14 protein-coding genes are annotated in these 19,476 nt (G+C 60.7%); 2 read left to right on the forward strand and 12 right to left on the reverse strand.

The window, feature by feature from the left end:
* Window positions 1–26 precede the first annotated feature (26 nt).
* Both AC0L3O_RS22215 and AC0L3O_RS22220 read right to left on the reverse strand, forming a co-directional pair.
* The gene (locus AC0L3O_RS22215) at window positions 27–2,546 is read right to left on the reverse strand and encodes a two-component system VirA-like sensor kinase (protein ID WP_473616598.1); all 2,520 of its coding nucleotides are present in this window, start codon (window positions 2,544–2,546) and stop codon (window positions 27–29) included.
* A 1,058-nt stretch (window positions 2,547–3,604) separates the two neighbouring features.
* Window positions 3,605–4,759: a porin gene (locus AC0L3O_RS22220; protein ID WP_473616600.1), complete on the reverse strand. Its 1,155-nt coding sequence runs from the start codon at window positions 4,757–4,759 to the stop codon at window positions 3,605–3,607.
* Window positions 4,760–5,654: 895 nt separating this feature from the next.
* Between AC0L3O_RS22220 and AC0L3O_RS22225 the strand changes: the two genes are divergently transcribed.
* Window positions 5,655–5,987, forward strand: coding sequence for a helix-turn-helix domain-containing protein (locus AC0L3O_RS22225; RefSeq protein ID WP_065010596.1), 333 nt, complete (start codon window positions 5,655–5,657; stop codon window positions 5,985–5,987).
* Window positions 5,984–7,276: a type II toxin-antitoxin system HipA family toxin gene (locus AC0L3O_RS22230; protein ID WP_473616601.1), complete on the forward strand. Its 1,293-nt coding sequence runs from the start codon at window positions 5,984–5,986 to the stop codon at window positions 7,274–7,276. The genes AC0L3O_RS22225 and AC0L3O_RS22230 overlap by 4 nt, the downstream gene beginning before the upstream one ends.
* Before the next feature lie 479 nt (window positions 7,277–7,755).
* Here AC0L3O_RS22230 and AC0L3O_RS22235 read toward each other — a convergent pair whose 3' ends face one another.
* From AC0L3O_RS22235 to AC0L3O_RS22280, 10 genes are all read right to left on the reverse strand, one after another.
* A complete protein-coding gene (locus AC0L3O_RS22235) occupies window positions 7,756–9,402 on the reverse strand; it encodes an MFS transporter (RefSeq protein WP_473532488.1) in 1,647 nt (548 codons plus the stop codon).
* Window positions 9,403–9,729: 327 nt separating this feature from the next.
* Window positions 9,730–10,713: a beta-ketoacyl-ACP synthase III gene (locus AC0L3O_RS22240; protein ID WP_473532487.1), complete on the reverse strand. Its 984-nt coding sequence runs from the start codon at window positions 10,711–10,713 to the stop codon at window positions 9,730–9,732.
* Window positions 10,710–11,975: an adenosylmethionine--8-amino-7-oxononanoate transaminase gene (locus tag AC0L3O_RS22245; protein WP_473616602.1), complete on the reverse strand. Its 1,266-nt coding sequence runs from the start codon at window positions 11,973–11,975 to the stop codon at window positions 10,710–10,712. Before AC0L3O_RS22245 ends, AC0L3O_RS22240 begins: the two co-directional genes overlap by 4 nt.
* The gene (gene bioD / locus AC0L3O_RS22250) at window positions 11,975–12,610 is read right to left on the reverse strand and encodes a dethiobiotin synthase (RefSeq protein ID WP_473532485.1); all 636 of its coding nucleotides are present in this window, start codon (window positions 12,608–12,610) and stop codon (window positions 11,975–11,977) included. Before bioD ends, AC0L3O_RS22245 begins: the two co-directional genes overlap by 1 nt.
* Window positions 12,607–13,746: an 8-amino-7-oxononanoate synthase gene (locus AC0L3O_RS22255; protein ID WP_473616604.1), complete on the reverse strand. Its 1,140-nt coding sequence runs from the start codon at window positions 13,744–13,746 to the stop codon at window positions 12,607–12,609. The genes bioD and AC0L3O_RS22255 overlap by 4 nt, the downstream gene beginning before the upstream one ends.
* On the reverse strand, window positions 13,743–14,711 hold the full coding sequence (bioB, locus tag AC0L3O_RS22260) for a biotin synthase BioB (RefSeq protein ID WP_473616643.1): 969 nt from the start codon (window positions 14,709–14,711) through the stop codon (window positions 13,743–13,745). Before bioB ends, AC0L3O_RS22255 begins: the two co-directional genes overlap by 4 nt.
* 225 nt (window positions 14,712–14,936) lie before the next feature.
* Window positions 14,937–15,824 (reverse strand): carboxylating nicotinate-nucleotide diphosphorylase, encoded by an 888-nt coding sequence (nadC, locus tag AC0L3O_RS22265; RefSeq protein ID WP_473616605.1) that lies wholly within the window; start codon window positions 15,822–15,824, stop codon window positions 14,937–14,939.
* Window positions 15,821–17,368: an L-aspartate oxidase gene (locus tag AC0L3O_RS22270; protein ID WP_473616606.1), complete on the reverse strand. Its 1,548-nt coding sequence runs from the start codon at window positions 17,366–17,368 to the stop codon at window positions 15,821–15,823. The genes nadC and AC0L3O_RS22270 overlap by 4 nt, the downstream gene beginning before the upstream one ends.
* Window positions 17,365–18,339 (reverse strand): quinolinate synthase NadA, encoded by a 975-nt coding sequence (nadA, locus tag AC0L3O_RS22275; protein ID WP_473512884.1) that lies wholly within the window; start codon window positions 18,337–18,339, stop codon window positions 17,365–17,367. Before nadA ends, AC0L3O_RS22270 begins: the two co-directional genes overlap by 4 nt.
* Window positions 18,340–18,404: 65 nt before the next feature.
* The gene (locus tag AC0L3O_RS22280) at window positions 18,405–19,367 is read right to left on the reverse strand and encodes an NUDIX hydrolase (protein ID WP_473616607.1); all 963 of its coding nucleotides are present in this window, start codon (window positions 19,365–19,367) and stop codon (window positions 18,405–18,407) included.
* Window positions 19,368–19,476: the final 109 nt, after the last annotated feature.

Here is a 19,476-nt window from a genome sequence, read left to right on the forward strand (position 1 = left end):
CTTGAGGCCCGAGCGAGCCGGCGGCATCATGCCATCATCATTGTACGAATTGCATGCTCCATTGTCCTGGACGAGACCGGCTTCGCTAGCCAAAGGACGAAGGCCTGATTATCAGATGTGACCGGCATGGGGTCGATTTCACCGACGACTATGACAGGCACCGTCATGAGGGTGGGGCATACGGATTCGGCCTGTCCTCGCTCGAGGAAAGGCATTTTACCCAAGATTAGCAGGTCAGCTGCTTTCCCGCTCTCGATCCAGCCGCAAAGACTTTCGAAGGTCGCGAAGCCGACCGGCTTATAACCCAGCGCGGCGACCTTGTCCTTGTAGATCTCCAACTCTGCTGGATCGGGCTCCACGACTGCAATGATTTCTCCGTTGCCGAGTGATCCCTCGCAGGGACCGAAAGCGATGTCAGCGCTGACTGGCTCCTCCTCGGAGGCCGGTAAGTAAATATCAAAGCGCGTACCTCGGCCAACAGCCGAGGTGACGTCAAGGCATCCTGCGAGCGCGCTCACGTGCCTGTCAACCGCGGCAAGACCCAGCCCGGTCCCGCCGACGCAAGAGCGCGTGGTAAAAAAGGGCTCAAAGACATGCGGAAGTATCGAACTTGCGATTCCTGGGCCATTGTCGCTGATGGAGATGAGAACGTAATCTCCAGGTCTCAAGGTTCCCTGAGCCAGCGGCTTGGTTTGGCACACCTGGGCGCGAGAAACGCTAACCTCGACACGGCCCTCGTTCAAGACAGCCTCCGACGCGTTCTTGCACAGGTTCATGAGAATCTGCTGTATCTCGGTTGGGCTGCCCTCGACCACCGTTTGCCACTCGTTGATCTTGAAGTTCAACTGAACATCCGCACGAACTGTGACCCGCAGCAATGGCGCAAGATCCATAAGAATTTCAGAGACATTGAAAGGCACTGCCACGCGCTGTCGGTTTCGGCTGAGTGACAAAATCTGGTCAACGATCAGCTTGGCTCGGTGTCCAGCTAAGATGATTTGATCGATGTGGTTACGAAGTCTTGAGGGACGACGCACAAGACTTTGGGCAATCTCTGAGTATCCAATTATTGCTCCTAAAATATTGTTGAATTCGTGTGTGGCGCCGCTTGCGATTGTGCCGACAGTCCTCAGCCTTTCCACATGCTCCCATCGACTCACCAGAAGGTCGCATTCCGCATTTACACGTTGCATTTCAAGATGGTTGCTTAAACGCACAATAGCACTGGCAAGAACCCGGAGGTCGTCTGCTGAGGGGAGTGAGCGATCTCCTTCAAAAACAAGGATGCAAACCACAGCCTGCTGATCGGAGGCCCGGCATCCAACAATTTGACACACACCGGAAGTGCCTATGGCGGTCCGAACCATTTCCGCCGCCGGAATGACGCGAAACACTGGCCGTCCGGGGCGGACAAGTGAAACGACTTGATCAATATGCGCGACGTTCCAGACGGGTATGCACGTGTTGGCCATAAAGCACTCGGTATGCCTGCTGAGACTCGGATCCACCAGAGCAAGCGCGCATTGATCCGCATCGAAAACGCGTTGAACGAGTCTAAGCGCTGCTTCGGCGGAAAAGCGCGCCGAGGCGTTCTTTGCTTTACTATCGTTGAAGCGAGCTTCGATCTCATTCAACGCCTCTTCAAGCTCCAACCGCCTTTTCAACCGGTTCGTCCGCAGATGCTGCCTGGAGGACCGAGTGATCGCAAGCAAGCAAAGGCATATGGACACCAAGCCAAAGAAAAGTCGCGTACGCTGCGCTTGCGCGTTGGCCAAGCTGTAGCCTTTCAGATGCTCTCGCTCCAGTTCGGCTGCCATGGAGAACGTGTCGAGGGATGCGATCTGATTGGCAGCTTCGTCCAACCTCCATAAAGAAGACAGGAAATTACCCAAAGCATCCGCGGCAGCTCGGGCCTGGTTCGGAGCAAATCGGTCGAGAGGCTGATCCATCTGTGATGCGAGGGTGAGCCCCGGTTCAGCCGAAAACACGATCAGCTTCGAAAGTTCAACCCTGCCCAAGGGTGCCCCCCCGAGGCGACCAATCGAGCGAGCAAGATCTGCGAGAGAGCTTTGCATAAGCTGATTTTGCTTGATCAAGGCTGAGATGGCAGCCTCTTTGTTTTCGATCGAGTTTATGAGCTGCGCGAGCAATTTGGATTGCCCGGAGCTCTCATCGGGCGAAACGTCGAGAGGGCGTTGCAAGTATTCACGATTCCTTTGCAATGCCTGTCCGGTAGAAGCAACCGAACGGTAGTCCAATGCCATATCGGTCCGAGCGCGGGCGACGTCGCGCCCGAGCAATGCATCGTTGATCTGAATCGTTCGCAGCTGGCTTAGGACCGCGTCGTTGATCTGGGGCCCCTGCGTCCCGACCAAGAGCGCAATCGAGGCAGCTAGGGCGATTACAATTGCTTTGTCGGAACCGAGCCATGTTCCCCAAGGAAACGGCGTTTGATCCGTGGTGCACGCCTTGCGAAGGTCCGACCTGAATTCCAGCTCCTTATAGGTTCGGTATGCGGCCGGATTTTGCTGGAACAGGAAAGCCACGCCTACCTCTCCCCTTATGAGGACGGTTTAACACCGTTGCCAAACTTGGTCTTGGTCCGCTTCCAGGACGAGATGAGCTCCCAAAGCCTCCGCGACGCGGAGCACATCCTCACGATCTTGGAAGCAGATGAATATAGCTCGCAGGCGGTGCTTCGACCCCTCACGGCGGCAGGGGCCTCAGCTGAGCCGTGCTCGCCGACCACATGCGGTTTGTAGCAGCTATAATCAGGTAGATGGTCCCAGCTATCTGGCTGAATCCGTGCTCATTGTCTCCACGACCGCCGATTGCCGTTCGATTGCTGATCACATGGTCGACCTCACCGGAGATCGCCTCGGCACCCGGGCCACACTGGACAAACATTCCATGCAACTACTCCGATGGCGCCCACCACGCCAAGTGACGCTTCATATTCATCATCGGACAGCCAGAAAAATCGATTGCTTCGATAAAGAACATCCACGACATGGATGCAATCACGCACAATTTGCGGTGCTGCTGAGGACGCCGGCTCGATCCGCCATATCTCGGCGTCAAATCACGCGCCGGAGAACTAGGCAACGTAGCACCACCGTGGACTAAAGATCGAGCTTATGCTGTCACGCGTTCCGTTCGATCAGGACCAAAGGCTTGCGCGCCTCTGGACGGTCCGCTGCGACTCAGACACTAATCCTTCAAGATGACCCAAACAGAACAAGAATCTTACTGAACCGAACTGATTTTGCAATGACGGTCGTTCTGAACCACTGAGGAAACTTGACGAATGCCTGGACGAAGCTTCCAGGCATTTCTCAGCCGTTCTTGCCGTGCCTCCGAAGCTCTCGATCTCGAGCGCTCATCGCAATGAGGGTAGCACAACAGGGATGCAGATGGGGCCGAGAGACATGTCCTGGACGAGTTATTCAGTGGAATTGCTAAGCGCTCTATGGAAGCCTCGCTGATCAGGCTATGAAGTCCGGCAACCAATGTCCGGGCATGATCGTCCGGAACCACATCTTGAACATCGTAAAGCCAGACACCGAGGCCTCCAGTCGGGCCTCCGACATTCAGGTTCGCTCCGTTAGAACGAGCTTTGGAATCGCAGCACGCCGCCGAGGCTGTTCCTTTTGCCGACATGAGCCGGGTTCATTCCGGAACGGTCGACGGCAGCGAACTTGGCGTAATGGGCATAATCGACTTCGGCTGTGACTGTGAAACCTGGAATGACCATATAGGCGACGTTTGCAGCCAGTCCTGAGTCCCTGAGCTGATCACCCGAGACCTGAAGGTTGAACGAAGTTTTCTCGTTTAACGTGTAAGTGGCGCCCGCCCAGAAAGCCCAATTGCCGCTCCAAATTTTGTAGATGCCGCGACCGTGAGCGGCGACCGCGTTGGTTGGGTCATCGTTGAGATTGCCAATGGAGCCGTAGCCGAACATTCCGAATAGCGACAGGTCATCTGTGACATTGACATCGACTCGGAGCTTGCCGGCCAAAGCTTCGTAGTCGCTGTCACGAGCGATTACGCCGGTGATCGCGCCCCAGCCCTGCGTCTGTTTCACGCCGAAGACGACGTGCGGAACATGGCTGTCGATAGTACGGAGTACACCCGACCCTTGTTCAAGTGAAACCAGAGCCGAAAAGCCGTTATCGGCATCGAAGTAATACTGAGCCACGTTGGTATCGAAATCGCCGTACGGAACGAGTACGTTATTGAGCACGTTTCCGGCGTAGCCTGTAAACGTGTCGAAGGCCGAATCGTCCTTGCCAACTCGGAGGCCACCAAGCTGGATCCAGGCGGAAGTCAACTTGACGCCGCTGTTGAAGATATAGTTGTGAGGGCTTTCCGGACCCGGATAAGCGTTGTGGTTGCCGAAGTTCACGCGAGTTTCAGTATAGGTCTTCAGTGCGCCTAGTTCGGTCTCCTGGCGCGTCCAAGTTTTGAACGTGAAACGCGTGTTGTTTCGCCAGGTGCCCTGAGCCTCGCCAGTTCTCACATCGGAGGTTCTTATCCCGTCATACGATCGGACATCGCTGAGGCCGACGTCGTAACGGATGTAGCCGCCGATGCGCACGCAGGTCTCGGTGTCGGGGATATGGAAGTAGCCCGAACCGTAGACGTCGCAGATCTTGACGTATTCGGTCGGAGCCGGCGCGGAGACTTCGTCCGTCGCGCGAGCGACGGAAACGGAGATCAGGGCCGCAACTGAGCCGAGAAGAAGGCTGCTTACGTTCATTCTGAATCTCCAGTTCAAAGAATAAAAGGCGGACGCGTCAAAGGGCGAACCGGCGGCCTATCCCAGGACCAAAAACATGTGCATCTCGCTCCTCTTTGAGGAATGCGCGATACTAAGTTGACTAGAGGAGTTCCGGTGTGAGTAAGCCAAGTGATACTTGTACTGTGCTTTATCGCAGTTCGATTTATGGAAGAAACAACTGTGGTTGGCTACCAACTGCCCGAACGAGGTGAGATTCGACCTCCGTCCGGATCCAAGAAAGGCAAAATCGCCTATTGCCTTGCCGCGCTTCCCACAACCGTTCCTCAAATTCTTTCAGTACACCGGGGGTTCAGCATTTCTGAACCAATATTCATCTCCGTTATTTGTGGGTTGGCCGTCGGCGTTCGATGCGGAGCAGCAAGCGACGTGCCATCCTGAAGAGGTAGCTCCGCGCTGACACTTGAATTGGCCGGCGCAACTTCGTCGCGCTCCCTTCTTTTTGCTTTTTGGGGGTCAGGCTGAGCACCGAGCAGACGTTTTGGGACAGGCTCGTATGTTCGATATGTGACACTTTCGTTCGATACCGACAGCACCTGTTTGTTGTGAAGCTCGGGTCGAGACAGCATGCGGCGGCGCCGCTCGGTACGTCAGGCGGGAGCCCCGCTGCAGCACACATCTGGATCGTGCCAAGGATGGCCCGTTTCGTTTTGCAGCGGCGCAATCGTTCACACCCCCGTGCGACTCACCTAGCGCCCATTGCGGATCGGATGGATGCATGCTCACGAGAGTAGTGTGGTTGGTTGCAGGGCCACCGCCTTGTCGATCGGTCAAACAGGCCAACTCTCGACAGATCACGGTTTAGGTCTTATATAAGCACCCTAGAATGAGTTAAGGTCGTTTGTATGAGACAAACATGCGCTCAACAGTGACAGATACATTGCCTCCCAGAGTCAAGAGGGCGCTTGGCAAGCTCGGCGCCGACATTGCGCTCGCCCGTAAGAAGCGCAGCCTGACCGTGATGATGATGGCGGAACGACTGGGTGTCGCAAAGAGCACCTATCTGAAGATCGAAAAAGGAGACCCGACTGTCGCTATGGGGGCCTACGCCATGACCTTTTTCGTTTTGGGCTTTGATGAGGCTTTGGCGCAGATCATCGACGCACATCGCGATGAGCAAGGCCTGCTCCTCGACGCCGAACGTTTGCCCAAGAGGGTAAGGGTGCGGAAGCCACCGGGTGCAATATGAGACGTTCTATTGCTGTTCACATTGGCGAAGAAGCGATGCCACTGGGTACGTTGCGCTATGATCAGCAGGGTGCGCGCGAGAGCGCTGCCTTTGAATATGATGGAGGTTGGCTGAGAGCAGCGGAAGGCTTCTCGATCGAACCCGGTCTGCCACTCGTTACTGGCCCTCAATTCCATCGAAAGACCGGCGACGGATCCGTGTTCCACAACGCGATCGCCGACACGGAGCCGGACGGATGGGGCCGGCGTGTCATCCAGCGCGACCACGCCAAGCGTCGCCAAGAGGTGCGCCGGGCGGGAAATGTCGCCGAAACGCGGCCTCTGAACGCGATGGATTACCTCTTGGCAGTGGACGACATGAGCCGCATTGGTGCGCTCCGGTTGAAGGACGAAGAAGGGCGTTACCAAAGAACGACCGAGGAGGGTCGACGCACCACGCCGCTGCTCATTGAAATCGGTCAACTCCTCGCAGCCACGCACGCCGTCGAGACGAACACCGAGACGGCAACGGATCTCGCCTATTTGCGTGGACGTGGCACGTCTCTTGGGGGCCTTCGTCCGAAATGCTCTGTCGTCGACGATGACGGACGCCTCGCTATCGGTAAGTTTCCGAGCGTTGCCGATGATCGATCTGTCACAAAAGGCGAAGTGCTCGCTATGAATTTGGCCAGAAAAGCCGGCGTGGATGCTGCTGAGACACGTCTGCTCGACAGCGACGGCGCCCCTGTCGCGCTCATACGGCGTTTCGATAGGACTCCGAACGGCAATCGACTCATGTATATCTCGGCCGCCACGATGATCGGCGCAGAGTCAGGGGACGTTGGCGAGCATAGCTATACTGAACTCGTGGATGTGCTTCGTCAGCACGGCAGCCAGCCAGCAGCCAACATCGAAGAGCTTTGGCGGCGCATCGCGTTCTCGATCCTTATCACCAATGTCGATGACCACCTCCACAATCACGGCTTTCTCCATGTGCATCGCGGGCAATGGCGCCTGGCGCCTGCATTCGACATCAACCCGTTCCCTGAGCGCGTGCGAGAGCTGAAAACCTGGATATCCGAAGAAACTGGGCCCGAAGCGACTGTCGACGCACTGATGTCGGTAATCGCTTATTTCCGGATCAGGAGCGATCGAGCGAAGACGATACTCGCAGAAGTCGAAAAGGCGGTCGCGTCATGGCGGGAGGAGGGGCGGGCGCTTGGGATGACCCCCCAAGAACTCGATAGCTTCACCGACGCGTTCGAACATCGGGAACGGCAAGCCGCCCAAAGGCGCAGCAATGATCCCTGAAAGCTCGCCGTTCGCGGTTAAGATGGCGTCCTGCAAGGGCGTCAAGGCGACTGGTGCTCCGTCGCCCACCCTCACTCCATGTCCGGCGCCGAAAGGTCGAGCGCCAGCGCCGTCTTCGAACAGGCCTGGTTCCGGCTGGCCCAGCGCCAGCCGGTAGCGAGTCAGATCCTCCTCTGCCAGTCTCTGAGCCGCACAGCGCTGCTGAAGCGCACGTCGAACGTGATGCTGATCGGCTTGTGCGCAGGCGCGACCACCAGCGCTCGAAACCGATGCCCTCCTTCTTGCCGTCGCGCGCCGCATCGAAGATGGCCCAGAACGGACCGTTCCTGCCCCCGGCCTCGAGCCCCGCGGCGGCATGGGTATTCGCGAGAGAGCGCCGGACGCATAGGCTCCGCGTACTGGGATGCGGCCTTCGCGCTGCTTCAAGTCGACCGGCGCGGCAGATCCCAATGCGCGATGCGATCGCTTTCGTGATCACGTCACCTCGGAGGACGAGAAAAGATTGTCGAGGCACGGATACGAGCTGCCTCAGTCGTTCGTTCGATCGAAAGCACTGTTTGCGGAGGACGCTCTCCATCATGCAGTGCCAGGAGACGCTGGCCGACTTCCTTGTCCGCTGCCGTGAGCCGATGATTCAGGCGAAGAAAGTCCATCCAGGTTGGCGTGCGGAATGTCTCTGTCCAAATCGAAGGAGTTTGAAGATTTCGCTGGAGTGTCCAGTTTCGCGCACCGGCACGGCTCTGAACATGGCGCCTTGCGCGCATGTAGCCCAGAAAGGTCTCGATATTCTCTTCGGCTATAAGATACTCGACCTTGACGACTATGGGGCCACTCCTCGGCTTCAACTCGAGTGCCAGCTCCGGCGGGTGAAAATCCGAACTTTCCTGATCCGCTTCTTCCCATGGACGGACCGGGAACAGTATACCCGCAGCTGCAACCAGCAACAGAGCGCCTGCGGCGCCCTCCAGAGCCCAGGCTAAGGAGTAGTCCTGTGCGACAGTACCCCAGATCCAGCTGCCGGCCGCCATACCCCCTGCGCTCAGGGCGTAGTATATCGACAGTGTGCGGCCGACGACCCACCTTGGGCTTGCCAGCTGCACCGACACGTCGATGCCGGTCCAGGTGATAAGCCAACCCGCGCCTCCAAGTGCCAGCGAAATGGCCGCCACGGCGACCGATGATGTGAGTGCAAGGGAAAGGCAACATGCTGCACAAGCAACAGAGGCGAACGATACCAGCCTGTTTTGAGACGTGATCCGCCTTAAAAAGCTATTGCTCATGCCCGCGACGAAAGCACCCATGCCGAAGCCGGCCAGCAAGATGCCGTAGACGATTGGGCCGCTTTTCAGCTGATCCCGGACGACTAGTGGGAGTAGCGCAAGTATGGAGATGCTTGCCAGCCCGAAAAAGGTTGCACGGGCAATCGCTGCCCTGATCTCCAAGGACAATACCGTGAAGCGCACTCCGTCATGAATTGCCATCGTCATTCGCTCACGAGGGAGAGGCGAAGTGCGAACCTTCCATTTGGTACGCCATATCGCGCCGAGAGGGACCAGATCGCTCAGCGCGGCCAGGGCGAAAGCGGCGAGCGGCCCAAAGAAGGCCAGCATCGTCCCACCCAAAGCGGGTCCTATGCTGCGTATGATGTTATATCCGACAGACATCAGCGTCACTGCGGCCGGAATGTCGCGCTTGTCCAAGATATCGCCGACCGAGGCATGCCAGGCCGGATCATTCAGAGCGAAGCCGCAGCCAGCCAGAAAGCCCAATCCAAGTAGGAGCCAGGGATCGACAAATCCCAGGCCCACCGAAATCATCAGCGTCGTCGATGCCAAGGCTATCAGGAAGTGCCCCGCAAACATCACCCATCGGCGGCTGAAGTTGTCGGCGATGGCTCCGGCAAGAATTGAGAGGAAGAATACCGGCAATGTGGATGCGGCCTGCACGAGTGCAACCATCAGATCCGAAGCGGAAATCGTGGCCATCAGCCAACTGATGGCCACCGTTTGCACGAGCCACCCGAGGCTGGATATTTGTGTGGCCGTCCAGATCGAGCGAAACACCGGGTTCCGAAATGGAGCCAGCGTTGTTGAGACAGGCAGATGAGCATTTTTTTCGGACTGCATGACGGTTGATGCCTTCGAGGGGCCGGTTATTCAATTCACGGCTGCCACTACTGCCGTTACGATGTTGGCCAATAAGGGCCGACATATCGAGGATGACTTCATCGCAATGAGGAGTTGGATACCTCCGCTCTCTAGACTGGCGCAAACCACTCCTCGCCCAGCAAGGTAGCCTTGCCGATCGTCCTGCTCGAGAAAATCGTCTGCAGGGTTTTCGCTCTCGCGTCACCGAACCAGCGCCCATGCAGCTTGCCGGCGACTATTTTTTTCGCATTGGGCCCGTTTTGCTAGTGTCATTCGTGACAAATCCTGTGCATGGCCGTCGTACCGCTAAATTCCGAGGATGAGGGCGCCTCCGGTGAGACCGGCACCCGCCGCCGCAAGGAGAACCTTTTCGCCCGGCCGAAACGGCTGCGCCCGATGCGAAAGCGAGAGCGAGAGCGGGATGGTCGCGGCGGAAGAGTTGCCGTACTCGGCGATCGTCTTGACGATTGCTTCATCGGCGATTCCGAGGTTCCTCCCGACCACATCGAAAATGCGGGCATTGGCCTGGTGTGGCACGAACCTGTCGATGTCTTGCGACCGCATTCGGGCAGCAGAGAGCGCGTCCTGCGAGCAGCGAGACATCATCTCCACGGCCTTGGCGAACACTTCGCGGCCGTTGGCGATCGTCATGCGGGTCTGCTCGAGGTCCATGCCGCCGTGGAACGGTGTGTTGCTTCCTCCGGCGGGAATCTGGATCAGGCCGTAGCGCGAGCCGTCCGAAGCCAACGCGGCGCCGAGAATGCCCCGATCCGGCTCTTCGCACGGACCAACCACCACGGCGCCGGCGGCATCGGCAAACAGCACCGCGCTTGCGCGCTCGACTGGATTGATGCGGCGACTGAGGATGTTGGCGGCGATGACCAGGCTCGCTTTGCCATGGAGGCGGGTGAATCCGTCCGCAAACATCAGGGCATAGATGAAGCCGGCGCAGGCGCCTGTGAGATCAATCGCACCGGCGCGGCCTAAGCCCAGGCGATGTGCTACCAGCGGGGCGCTGGGCGGCAGAAGGTGATCGGGCGTCGAGGTGGCGAGTAATAGCAGGCCGATGTCGCCACGGTCGAGGCCGGAATTCGCCAGTGCCATGTCGCCGGCGTGCGCGGCAAGGCCCGACAGCGTATCCTGGTCGGTTGCCCAGAAGCGCGAGCGAATTCCGGTGCGCCGCTCGATCCAGCCGGGTTCGAGTCCAAGACGGGTCTCGATTTCCTGGTTCTCCACCTTTCGGGCCGGCGCATGATCTCCAAACCCGAGAAAGCGCGACGATCTGCTCATGCGCTCGGACCGAAGCGTTCGCCGGCCTCTTCGAAGGCGTCATACAATCCGTCGAGTTCCTCTCCGGTGATGCAATAGGGCGGCAGAACATAGAGCACATTACCGAGCGGGCGCACGAGCAGGCCGCGCTCGAGGAAGAAAGCGCGCAGCTTTGGTCCGATCTCGGCCAGATAGCCGGCCGAGCCGGCGCGCAGATCGAGAGCTGCGATCGTGCCGGTCGCCCGGCAATCTGTGAAGTTGGCATTGTTGCGAAAGCGTCGAAGCCCGAGGGCCTGCCCGGCGCTCAAGGCCGCAATCCGCTCGGCCACCGGCTCGTCCCGCCAGATCTCGACATTGGCGAGTGCTGCCGCGCAAGCGATCGGATTGGCGGTGTAGGAGCTCGAGTGGAAAAAGGTCTTCTGCCGATCTTCGGAGTAATGGGCCTGGAAGATGGCATCGGTCGCGAGTGTGGCCGCCAGTGGGATCGCGCCGCCGGTCAAGCCCTTCGAGGTGCATAGTATGTCCGGAGAGATCAGCGCCTGCTCGCAGGCGAACGTGCTTCCGGTGCGCCCCCAGCCCGTCATCACCTCGTCGGCGATCAGCAGGGTGCCGGAGGCCTCAGTGATCTTTTTCAATTCGGCCAGAACCCAGGCCGGATACATCAACATGCCGCCGGCGCCGAGCACCAGCGGCTCGACGATCAGCGCGGCGGCGCGGCGGTCGCGCGAGAAAGCCTCGAATCTATCCAGCGTTTCCTGCTCGCGCCCTGCGGCCGGAAACGGAATGGTGTCGACCTCGAACAGCAGGGGTTCGTAGGCGGCGTTAAACACGCCGCGGGCTCCGACGCTCATCGTGCCGATCGTGTCGCCATGATAGCTGTGTTCCATGACGACGATGCGCGAACGCGGCGCGCCGATGTTGCGGTAATAGCCGAGCGCCATCTTCAGCGCGACTTCGACGGACGTGGATCCGCTGTCGGAATAGAAGACCCAGTCGAGGCCTGCCGGCACTATTTCGATCAGGGCGGAGGCCAATTGCTCTGCCGGCTGATGGGTGAGACCGGCGAAGATCACCTGGTCGAGCATCTCAGTCGCATTCCGGATTGCTTCCATGATCCGTGGATGGCGGTGTCCGTGGGTGACCACCCACCAGGAGGAGATTGCATCGAGGATATGCCTTCCGTCATTCGTCTCTAGCCAAGCCCCTTCCGTGCGGACAACGGACGGCATGGCCGGCTCGATCGCGTGCTGGGTGAATGGATGCCAGACCGGCGACCGCGACATCATTCGCCTCCGGCAATCTTGGCGAGGTCGAAGCCGGCAAACATCGCCTTCCGCAGAGTTTCGCGCGTCAACGGAACGAGGTGTGGCAGCCTGCCGAGCTGACGCACCGCGCCGAATTCGGTGATTGTCCTTTGCGTATCGGCTACCTCTTCGCCGATGAAGGCGACGCCGATCAGCGGGATGGAGCGAGCCCGCAGGGCTTCGATCGACAGCAGAGTGTGGTTGATCGTGCCGAGCTCGGTGCGGGCGCACAGAATGACCGGCAGCCGCCATTCAGCGAAGATGTCAATAAATCTTGTCTGTCGGTTGATCGGCACCATCAGTCCGCCAGCGCCTTCGATGACGAGCGGTGTCGGCAGGACCGGATATGCAAGATCGGCAGCCTCAATCGAGACTCCGTCAATTTCGGCTGAACGATGCGGCGACAGCGGGCTCTTCAAGCGGTGAGCTTCCGGCAGCACGCGCCCTGACGGCAGGCCGGCGAGCCGTTCAACCGCCTCACTGTCGGTCTCCTCATCGAGACCCGATTGCACCGGCTTCCAATAAAAGCCGTCGAGCAGCCCGGCGAGCCCAGCCGAAAACACGGTCTTCCCTATTCCGGTGTCTGTTCCGGTGACGACGATACGCGTGGTCATGCCGTGGCCAACACCTCGACGAGCGTCTCGACCATGGCCGAAATGTCAGCCTTGCCGACATTGAGCGTCAGCGAAATGCGCAGCCGCGACGTGCCCTCCGGCACGGTCGGCGGGCGAATGCCGCGTATGTCGAAGCCGCGGGCCTGCAGTGCCGCCGCTATAACCATGGTGCGGCTGACGTCGCCAATGACAAGTGGCTGGATCTGCGAGCCGCTGCGCGCCACGCCACAGCGCTCGGCCAGTTGGCGGCCCGCGAAGGCAATGTACTCATGCAGCTGAACGCGGCGCGTCGGCTCGTCGACCAGGATTGCGAGCGCTTCGCGCGCCGCCACCGCCATTAGCGGCGATGGCGCGGTGGCGTAGATAAAGGGCCGGCAGCGGTTGACAATGTAGTCGCACAGCACTCCCGGCCCAGTGACGAGTGCGCCGGATGCGCCGAGCGCCTTGCCGCATGTGTGGAGCGCGACAATGTTGTCGCGGCCCTCGAAAGCGGCGGCCAGCCCCCGGCCGTCCGGTCCCCAGACGCCGGTGGCATGTGCCTCGTCGACCACTATGAATGCCTCGTACCGATCGGCAAGCCCGACCAGGCTCTCCATCGGCGCCCAGTCGCCACCCATGCTATACAGGCTTTCGACTGCGATCCAGATATGCCCCATGCCACCTTCGGCGCGCCAGCGCCTGATCGCGTCCTCAAAAGCATCTATGTCGTTGTGCGTGGCCGGCCTGAACTCGGCGCGTCCAGCCCGCGCCCCTTCATGCATGCTGGCATGCGCGAGTTCGTCGAGGATCAGCAGGTCGCCCTTCTGCGGCAGGGCGCTCAGCAGGGCGAAGTTGGCGATGTAGCCGCTGCCGAAGAACAGCGCCCGTTCGGCCCCGAAGAACGCCGCCGCATCTGCCTCCAACGCCTCATGCTCCGGCGCGTTGCCGCGTAGGAGCCGCGATCCGGTAGCGCCGACCGGGGTGCCCCCCTCGATTGCCGCCGCGACTGCATCGCCAAGTCTCTTCGACGCAGCAAGCCCGAGATAATCGTTGGACGAGAAGTCGAGCCCGGCGCGCGGCGCCAGCGTCCGCAGCCGGCCCTTGCGTGCCAGACCCTGCAAGGTTGCTTCATAGCGGGCAAGCGGCGGCTCGTTCATCTTGCCTCGCCTGGCATCGGCTCAATGCCGAGACGCCTAAATAGACGATTATCCTTGTCCTCGCCCGGATTGTCCGCCGTCAGCAGCATGTCGCCGACAAAGATCGAATTGGCGCCGGCAAAGAAGCACAGCGCCTGCGTTTCGTCGCTCATCGCCGTCCTGCCGGCGGAGAGCCTTACATAGGACTTCGGCATCATGATCCGGGCGAGCGCAATGGTGCGGACGAAATCGATCGCATCGATGGGCTCGGCCTCGGCAAGCGGCGTGCCTTCGATGGGCATGAGCATGTTGATCGGCACGCTTTCCGGCGGCTCGGGCAGGTTCGCGAGTGTGACCAGCATGTCGATGCGATCGGCCTTTTCCTCTCCCATCCCGACAATGCCGCCGCAGCAGACCTTCATGCCAACCTCGCGCACGTGCCCAAGTGTTTCCAGCCGGTCGGCAAAAGTCCTGGTTGAAACAACCTCGCCGTAATAGCGCTCGGACGTGTCGATGTTGTGGTTGTAGTAGTCGAGACCAGCCGCCTTCAGGCGCTGCGCCTGACTGAGGTCCAGCATTCCAATCGTCATGCAGGTCTCCATGCCGAGCGCCTTCACGCCCTCGATCATGGCGACCACGGAACCCATGTCGCGTTCCTTCGGACTGCGCCATGCGGCGCCCATGCAATAGCGGGTGGCGCCGGCGTCCCGCGCCTTGATCGCTTCGGCAATGACACGCTCCACCTCCATCAGCTTGGATGCCTTCAGGCCGGTTTTGTTATGCGTAGACTGGCTGCAATAGCCGCAATCCTCCGGGCATCCGCCGGTCTTGATGCTGAGCAGCCGCGACAGCTGCACCCGGTTGCGATCGAAGTTCTGGCGGTGGATTGTCTGAGCCAGGAAGAGCAGGTCATTGAACGGCATCCCGTGGATAGCCTCGGCCTCTTTGCGGTTCCATCGGGATAGTGCCCCCTCGATCGATTGCATGGCTTGCTTCACGTCGCACTCCGAGTTCGTTCCAATCGTCGTCGTCAAAAGCTTTGTCGCTGGTCCGACAGCACGTGCAGGAGTCTGTCGACCCTCCTCGGGTTCGCTACGATCGTCGATCAGCCCGATGAGCCTGAACCAGTTGAAGGGTGCGCTGCACAAAGATGCAGGCTCGCATGGAGCAGCTCCTGCGTCGGCGCGCTCCAGCGGAGGGGGGGATGCTTTTCATTCCATCTCCATCAGTTCAAGCGCGCGCCGATGCGCCGGCATATCCAGGCCGATGTCGAGGATAGGCGCGCTGTGTGTCAGCCATCCGACTGAGATGAGGTCGACCCCCGTCGCAGCAATCGACGGAGCCGTTTTCGGCGTCACCCGACCGGAAGCCTCGGTGATGGCGCGGCCACCGACGATTGCCACGGCGCGCGCAAGGTCCTCAACCGACATATTGTCGAGCAGCACTGCGTCGACTCCCAGCGTGAGCGCTGTATCGAGCTGCTCAAGGGTCTCGACCTCGACCTCGATCTTCACCATGTGGCCTGCGGCGGCGCGCGCCCGCTCTATTGCCGTGCGAATGTCGCCGGCGATCGCGATGTGGTTGTCCTTGATCAGCACGGCGTCGTCGAGCCCGAAGCGGTGATTGGCGCCGCCGCCGACGCGTACCGCATATTTCTCCAGCGCGCGCAGGCCGGGCGTCGTCTTTCGCGTGCACACGATCTTCGCCTTGTGGCCACGCACGGCCTCGACCATCGTCGCTGTGGCAGTGGCGATGCCGCTCAGGCGGCACAGAAAATTGAGCGCCGTGCGCTCGGCCGTGAGCAGGCCTCGCGCCGGTCCGCACAACTTGGCGATAGTCTCGCCCGCCGCGACATTGCTGCCGTCAGCTCGCCAGATGTGCATGTCGATCGCAGGCTCGACGAGCATGAAGGCGAAGGCGGCCAGATCGAGACCGGCAACGATGCCCATCTGTCGCGACTTGAGCACCAAGGTGGCCGTGCGATCACGCGGGATCACGGCGTCGCTGGTCAGATCACCGCATCTGCCCAGGTCTTCGTGAAGAGCACCGCGCACGATCGGCTCGATCAGGGTTGAGGGAAGGGGTGAGAACGAATTCATGTCAGGGTGCTCCGTATCGGCGCCCGCCAGCTGAGTGCGACGGCGGTCTGTATTGCGCTGCGCAGTGTCAGCCGTGACTGGCGCGCATCTGCATCGCGTCCGGGGAAATCGGAACGACAGTGCGAGCCGCGGCTCTCTTCGCGCCGCAGGGCCGCAATGGCGATCATCAGCGCGACCAAGGCGGGGCCGGAGGCAGCGCTGTCGTGAGCTGCGATCGGCAACAGGGTCGCCACCCCGTCGCGTAGCGTCTCGCTATCGCGTATGATGCCGAGCGCGGCCGAGACGATTGGGCGGATGCCGGAGGCGTCTGGCCGTCGAGGCACGAACGCGGAACACACGCGCGGACGCCGGGTGTGTGATACGTCGGCGACGCTTTCAGCAACCCAGCTCGCTGTGACCGCCGCTTCGATAAGCGAGTTGCTGGCGAGTCGGTTCGCGCCGTGCAGACCGGTGCATGCGACCTCGCCACATGCCCACAATCCCTCGATGGAGCTGCGGCCGGCAGCGTCTACAGCAACACCGCCCATGTGATAATGTGCCGCCGGGCGCACCGGGATCGGGTCGATCGCGGGATCGATGCCGGCCTGGCGGCACAAATCGGCGATCGCCGGAAAGCGCTTGTCAAATCTGAGGCCGAGACATCGCCTTGCGTCCAGGAACACACGGCGTCCGGCAGCGAGCTGGTGCCAAACCGCGCGCGCAACCACGTCGCGAGGCGCGAGCTCGCCCCCGGGGGTTTCAGCGAGGAAACGCTCTCCTTGCTCGTCGATGAGCACAGCACCCTCGCCGCGCACCGCTTCGCTCACCAGCGGCATCGGCCGCCGCGGACCCTCGAGGGCGGTCGGGTGGAACTGCACGAATTCCAGGTCGGCGAACTCCGCCCCGGCACAGGCGGCGAGCGCGAGCCCCTGTCCACATGAGCCAGGCGGGTTTGTCGTATCGCTAAACAAGCCGCCGATGCCGCCGGTCGCCAGGACCGCGCGGCGCGTTGGCAAGGCGATTGCGCCCGTGCACCCGGCCGCGACCACGGCGATAATCGCCCCGTCTTCCACGACAAGCCGGCGGGCCTCCACGTTTTCCAGGATAGTGATCGAGGTTGTGCGCCGTGCCGCGGCGATCAGCGCGCGGACCAGCTCGCGACCGGTGGCATCGCCCGCCGCATGCACGATCCGCCGCTGCGAGTGCGCCGCCTCAAGCCCGAGCCGCAACGCGCCGTCAGCGCGTCGGTCGAATGCGACACCGAAGCGCTCTAGAGTCCTGATCGCTTCAGGTGCAGCTCGGACCGTTCGCCGCACCGTCGTCACGTCGCAGAGACCGTCGCCGGCCGCGACGGTGTCACAAAGATGAAGTTCGGGACCGTCCTCGCCGCCGACGCTTGCCGCAAGACCGCCTTGGGCGAGCTCGCTGCAGGCTCCGGTTCCCAGCCCCGCATTGGACAGAAGCACAACCGGTTCCGGCGCCAGATGAAGCGCCGTCATCAGGCCTGCCACACCGGCGCCGATGATGACCGGCGCCCCGCCGATGTCATGAACGTCGAGGCTCATATGGAAAGCATACGCTCGACCGAGCGGCGCGCGCGCCCTGCAATCCCGGGATCGATCCGAACCTCATGCCGGTTCTCCTCGAGTGCGACGCGAATGTTAGCCAGCGTGATGCGCTTCATGTGCGGACAGAGATTGCAGGGGCGGACGAACTCGACGTCGGGATTCGCGATCGCGACATTGTCGCTCATCGAACATTCCGTCATCAACACTACGCGGGGTGGTTTTTCCCGCTCGACATAATCCGACATGGCCGCGGTGGAACCCGAAAAATCCGCCTCTGTGACAACGTCCGGGGGGCATTCGGGATGGGCCAGCACGATGACTCCTGGATGTGCGGCGCGCAGTTCGCGAATGTCGGCCGGGGTGAAGCGCTCATGCACCTCGCAACGACCCTTCCAGGCGATGATCCCGACCTTCGTCTCGGCGGCGACGTTCTTGGCGAGATATTCGTCGGGCAGCATGATCACACGCGGCGCGCCGAGCGATTCCACCACCGCCTTTGCGTTGCCCGAGGTGCAGCAGATGTCGGACTCGGCCTTCACGGCCGCGGAGGTGTTGACATAGGTGACAATGGGCACGCCGGGATAACTCTGTCGCATCAGCCGCACGTCTTGTGCCGTGATCGAATCGGCCAGCGAGCAACCAGCGCCCAGGTCGGGGATAAGTACGGTCTTGTCCGGATTAAGCAGCTTGGCCGTCTCGGCCATGAAATGCACGCCGGCAAGGACGATGACTTGCGCCTCGACTGTCACAGCCTTGCGGGCCAGCGCCAAGCTGTCGCCGACAATGTCTGCGACGCAATGGTAGATCTCGGGCGTCTGATAGTTGTGCGCCAGGATGATGGCATTGCGCTCGCGCTTCAGCGCAAGGATGGCTTCGATATCGTCCACGAAAGACGGCCATTCAATCGGCGGAATCACGCGCCGGACGCGCTCGTAGAGGAACGCGGCCGTAGGCAGCACGGCGCTCATTGATGCCCCCGCTTATACTCTAGTTGAAGATAACCGGCATATACTTGCCGTGAGTATAAGGGATGTCAACCCCGCGCCAGCGGCAATTTTGTCCCGGCGATGGCCCTTTCGTCGAGAACGGCGTGGCGGAAGCGGTAGAGCTTCGCCGGCCGACCACCGGTCTCCGCAGTGGTCTCACCGGTCTCCTCGACCAGTTCCTGTTGCTCGATCAGGCGGCGAAAGTTCGGCTTGTGGATGAGCCTGCCGGCGAGCGCCTCCACGGTTCGCTGCAGCTGCAGTAGCGTAAAGCTCGGTCGCATAAGCTCAAAGACGACGGGCCGGTATTTGATCTTGGAGCGCAGCCGCGCAATGCCCGTTGCCACGATACGGCGATGATCAGCGACCATAGGTTTGCTCGGCACCAGGGGAAGCGGCGTCTCCCGTCCGCTTCCGGCCTCTTGGACCAGGCCTGCTTCATAAAGTAACTCATATCGCTGAAGCACGAGCTCCTCGTTCCAATAACGGTCGTCGAAGCCAAAGGCGATCGCCGCCCGCTGCCGGCGTTCGCGTCGCGTGGCCGCGTCGCTGGCTCCCTCTGCCCAACCGATCAAGCGCGGTCGCACAACATCCAGCACCACCGGCGGGGTGCCGGAGCGGTGGTCCTCCCATGGAAAATAGTCGTACCAGCTTTGCCAGCCGCACTTGGATGAGCCCGCTGCCTGTTCTTTGCTGGTCAAAGCGAGATAGCTGATGGAGATGACGCGTTGCTGGCGTTCGACGCCGATTCGGTCCCGATCGGCGAAGGTGTAAAGCTGCTCGATGTACCCCAAGGGCTGGCCGGTCTGCTGCTCGACCCACCCCCTCAAACCGGATTGCGGCGACCGGTGCTCAAGCGCAAAAGGTCCGGACGGCAGGGTGTCAGCCTCGCCGATGGTTAGGAGACAGGGGTCACTTTCATTTACGGCCACGACGACGGCGATCAGGTCCACTTTGACTTGGTCCGCCTTGCCGGCTTTGTCTTTCCTGGTTCCTGTTGCCTGATCGTCCATGTTCGTGAAAGTGGTTGACCCGTGCCCGGGAGCCTTAATCGATTTAATGTAAGCGAGGCTGTCCGCACGTCAACACCGCACAGCTGCATCCCCATTTTTAGCTCTTCGC

It is taken from the genome of Mesorhizobium sp. WSM4810 (assembly GCF_055811235.1).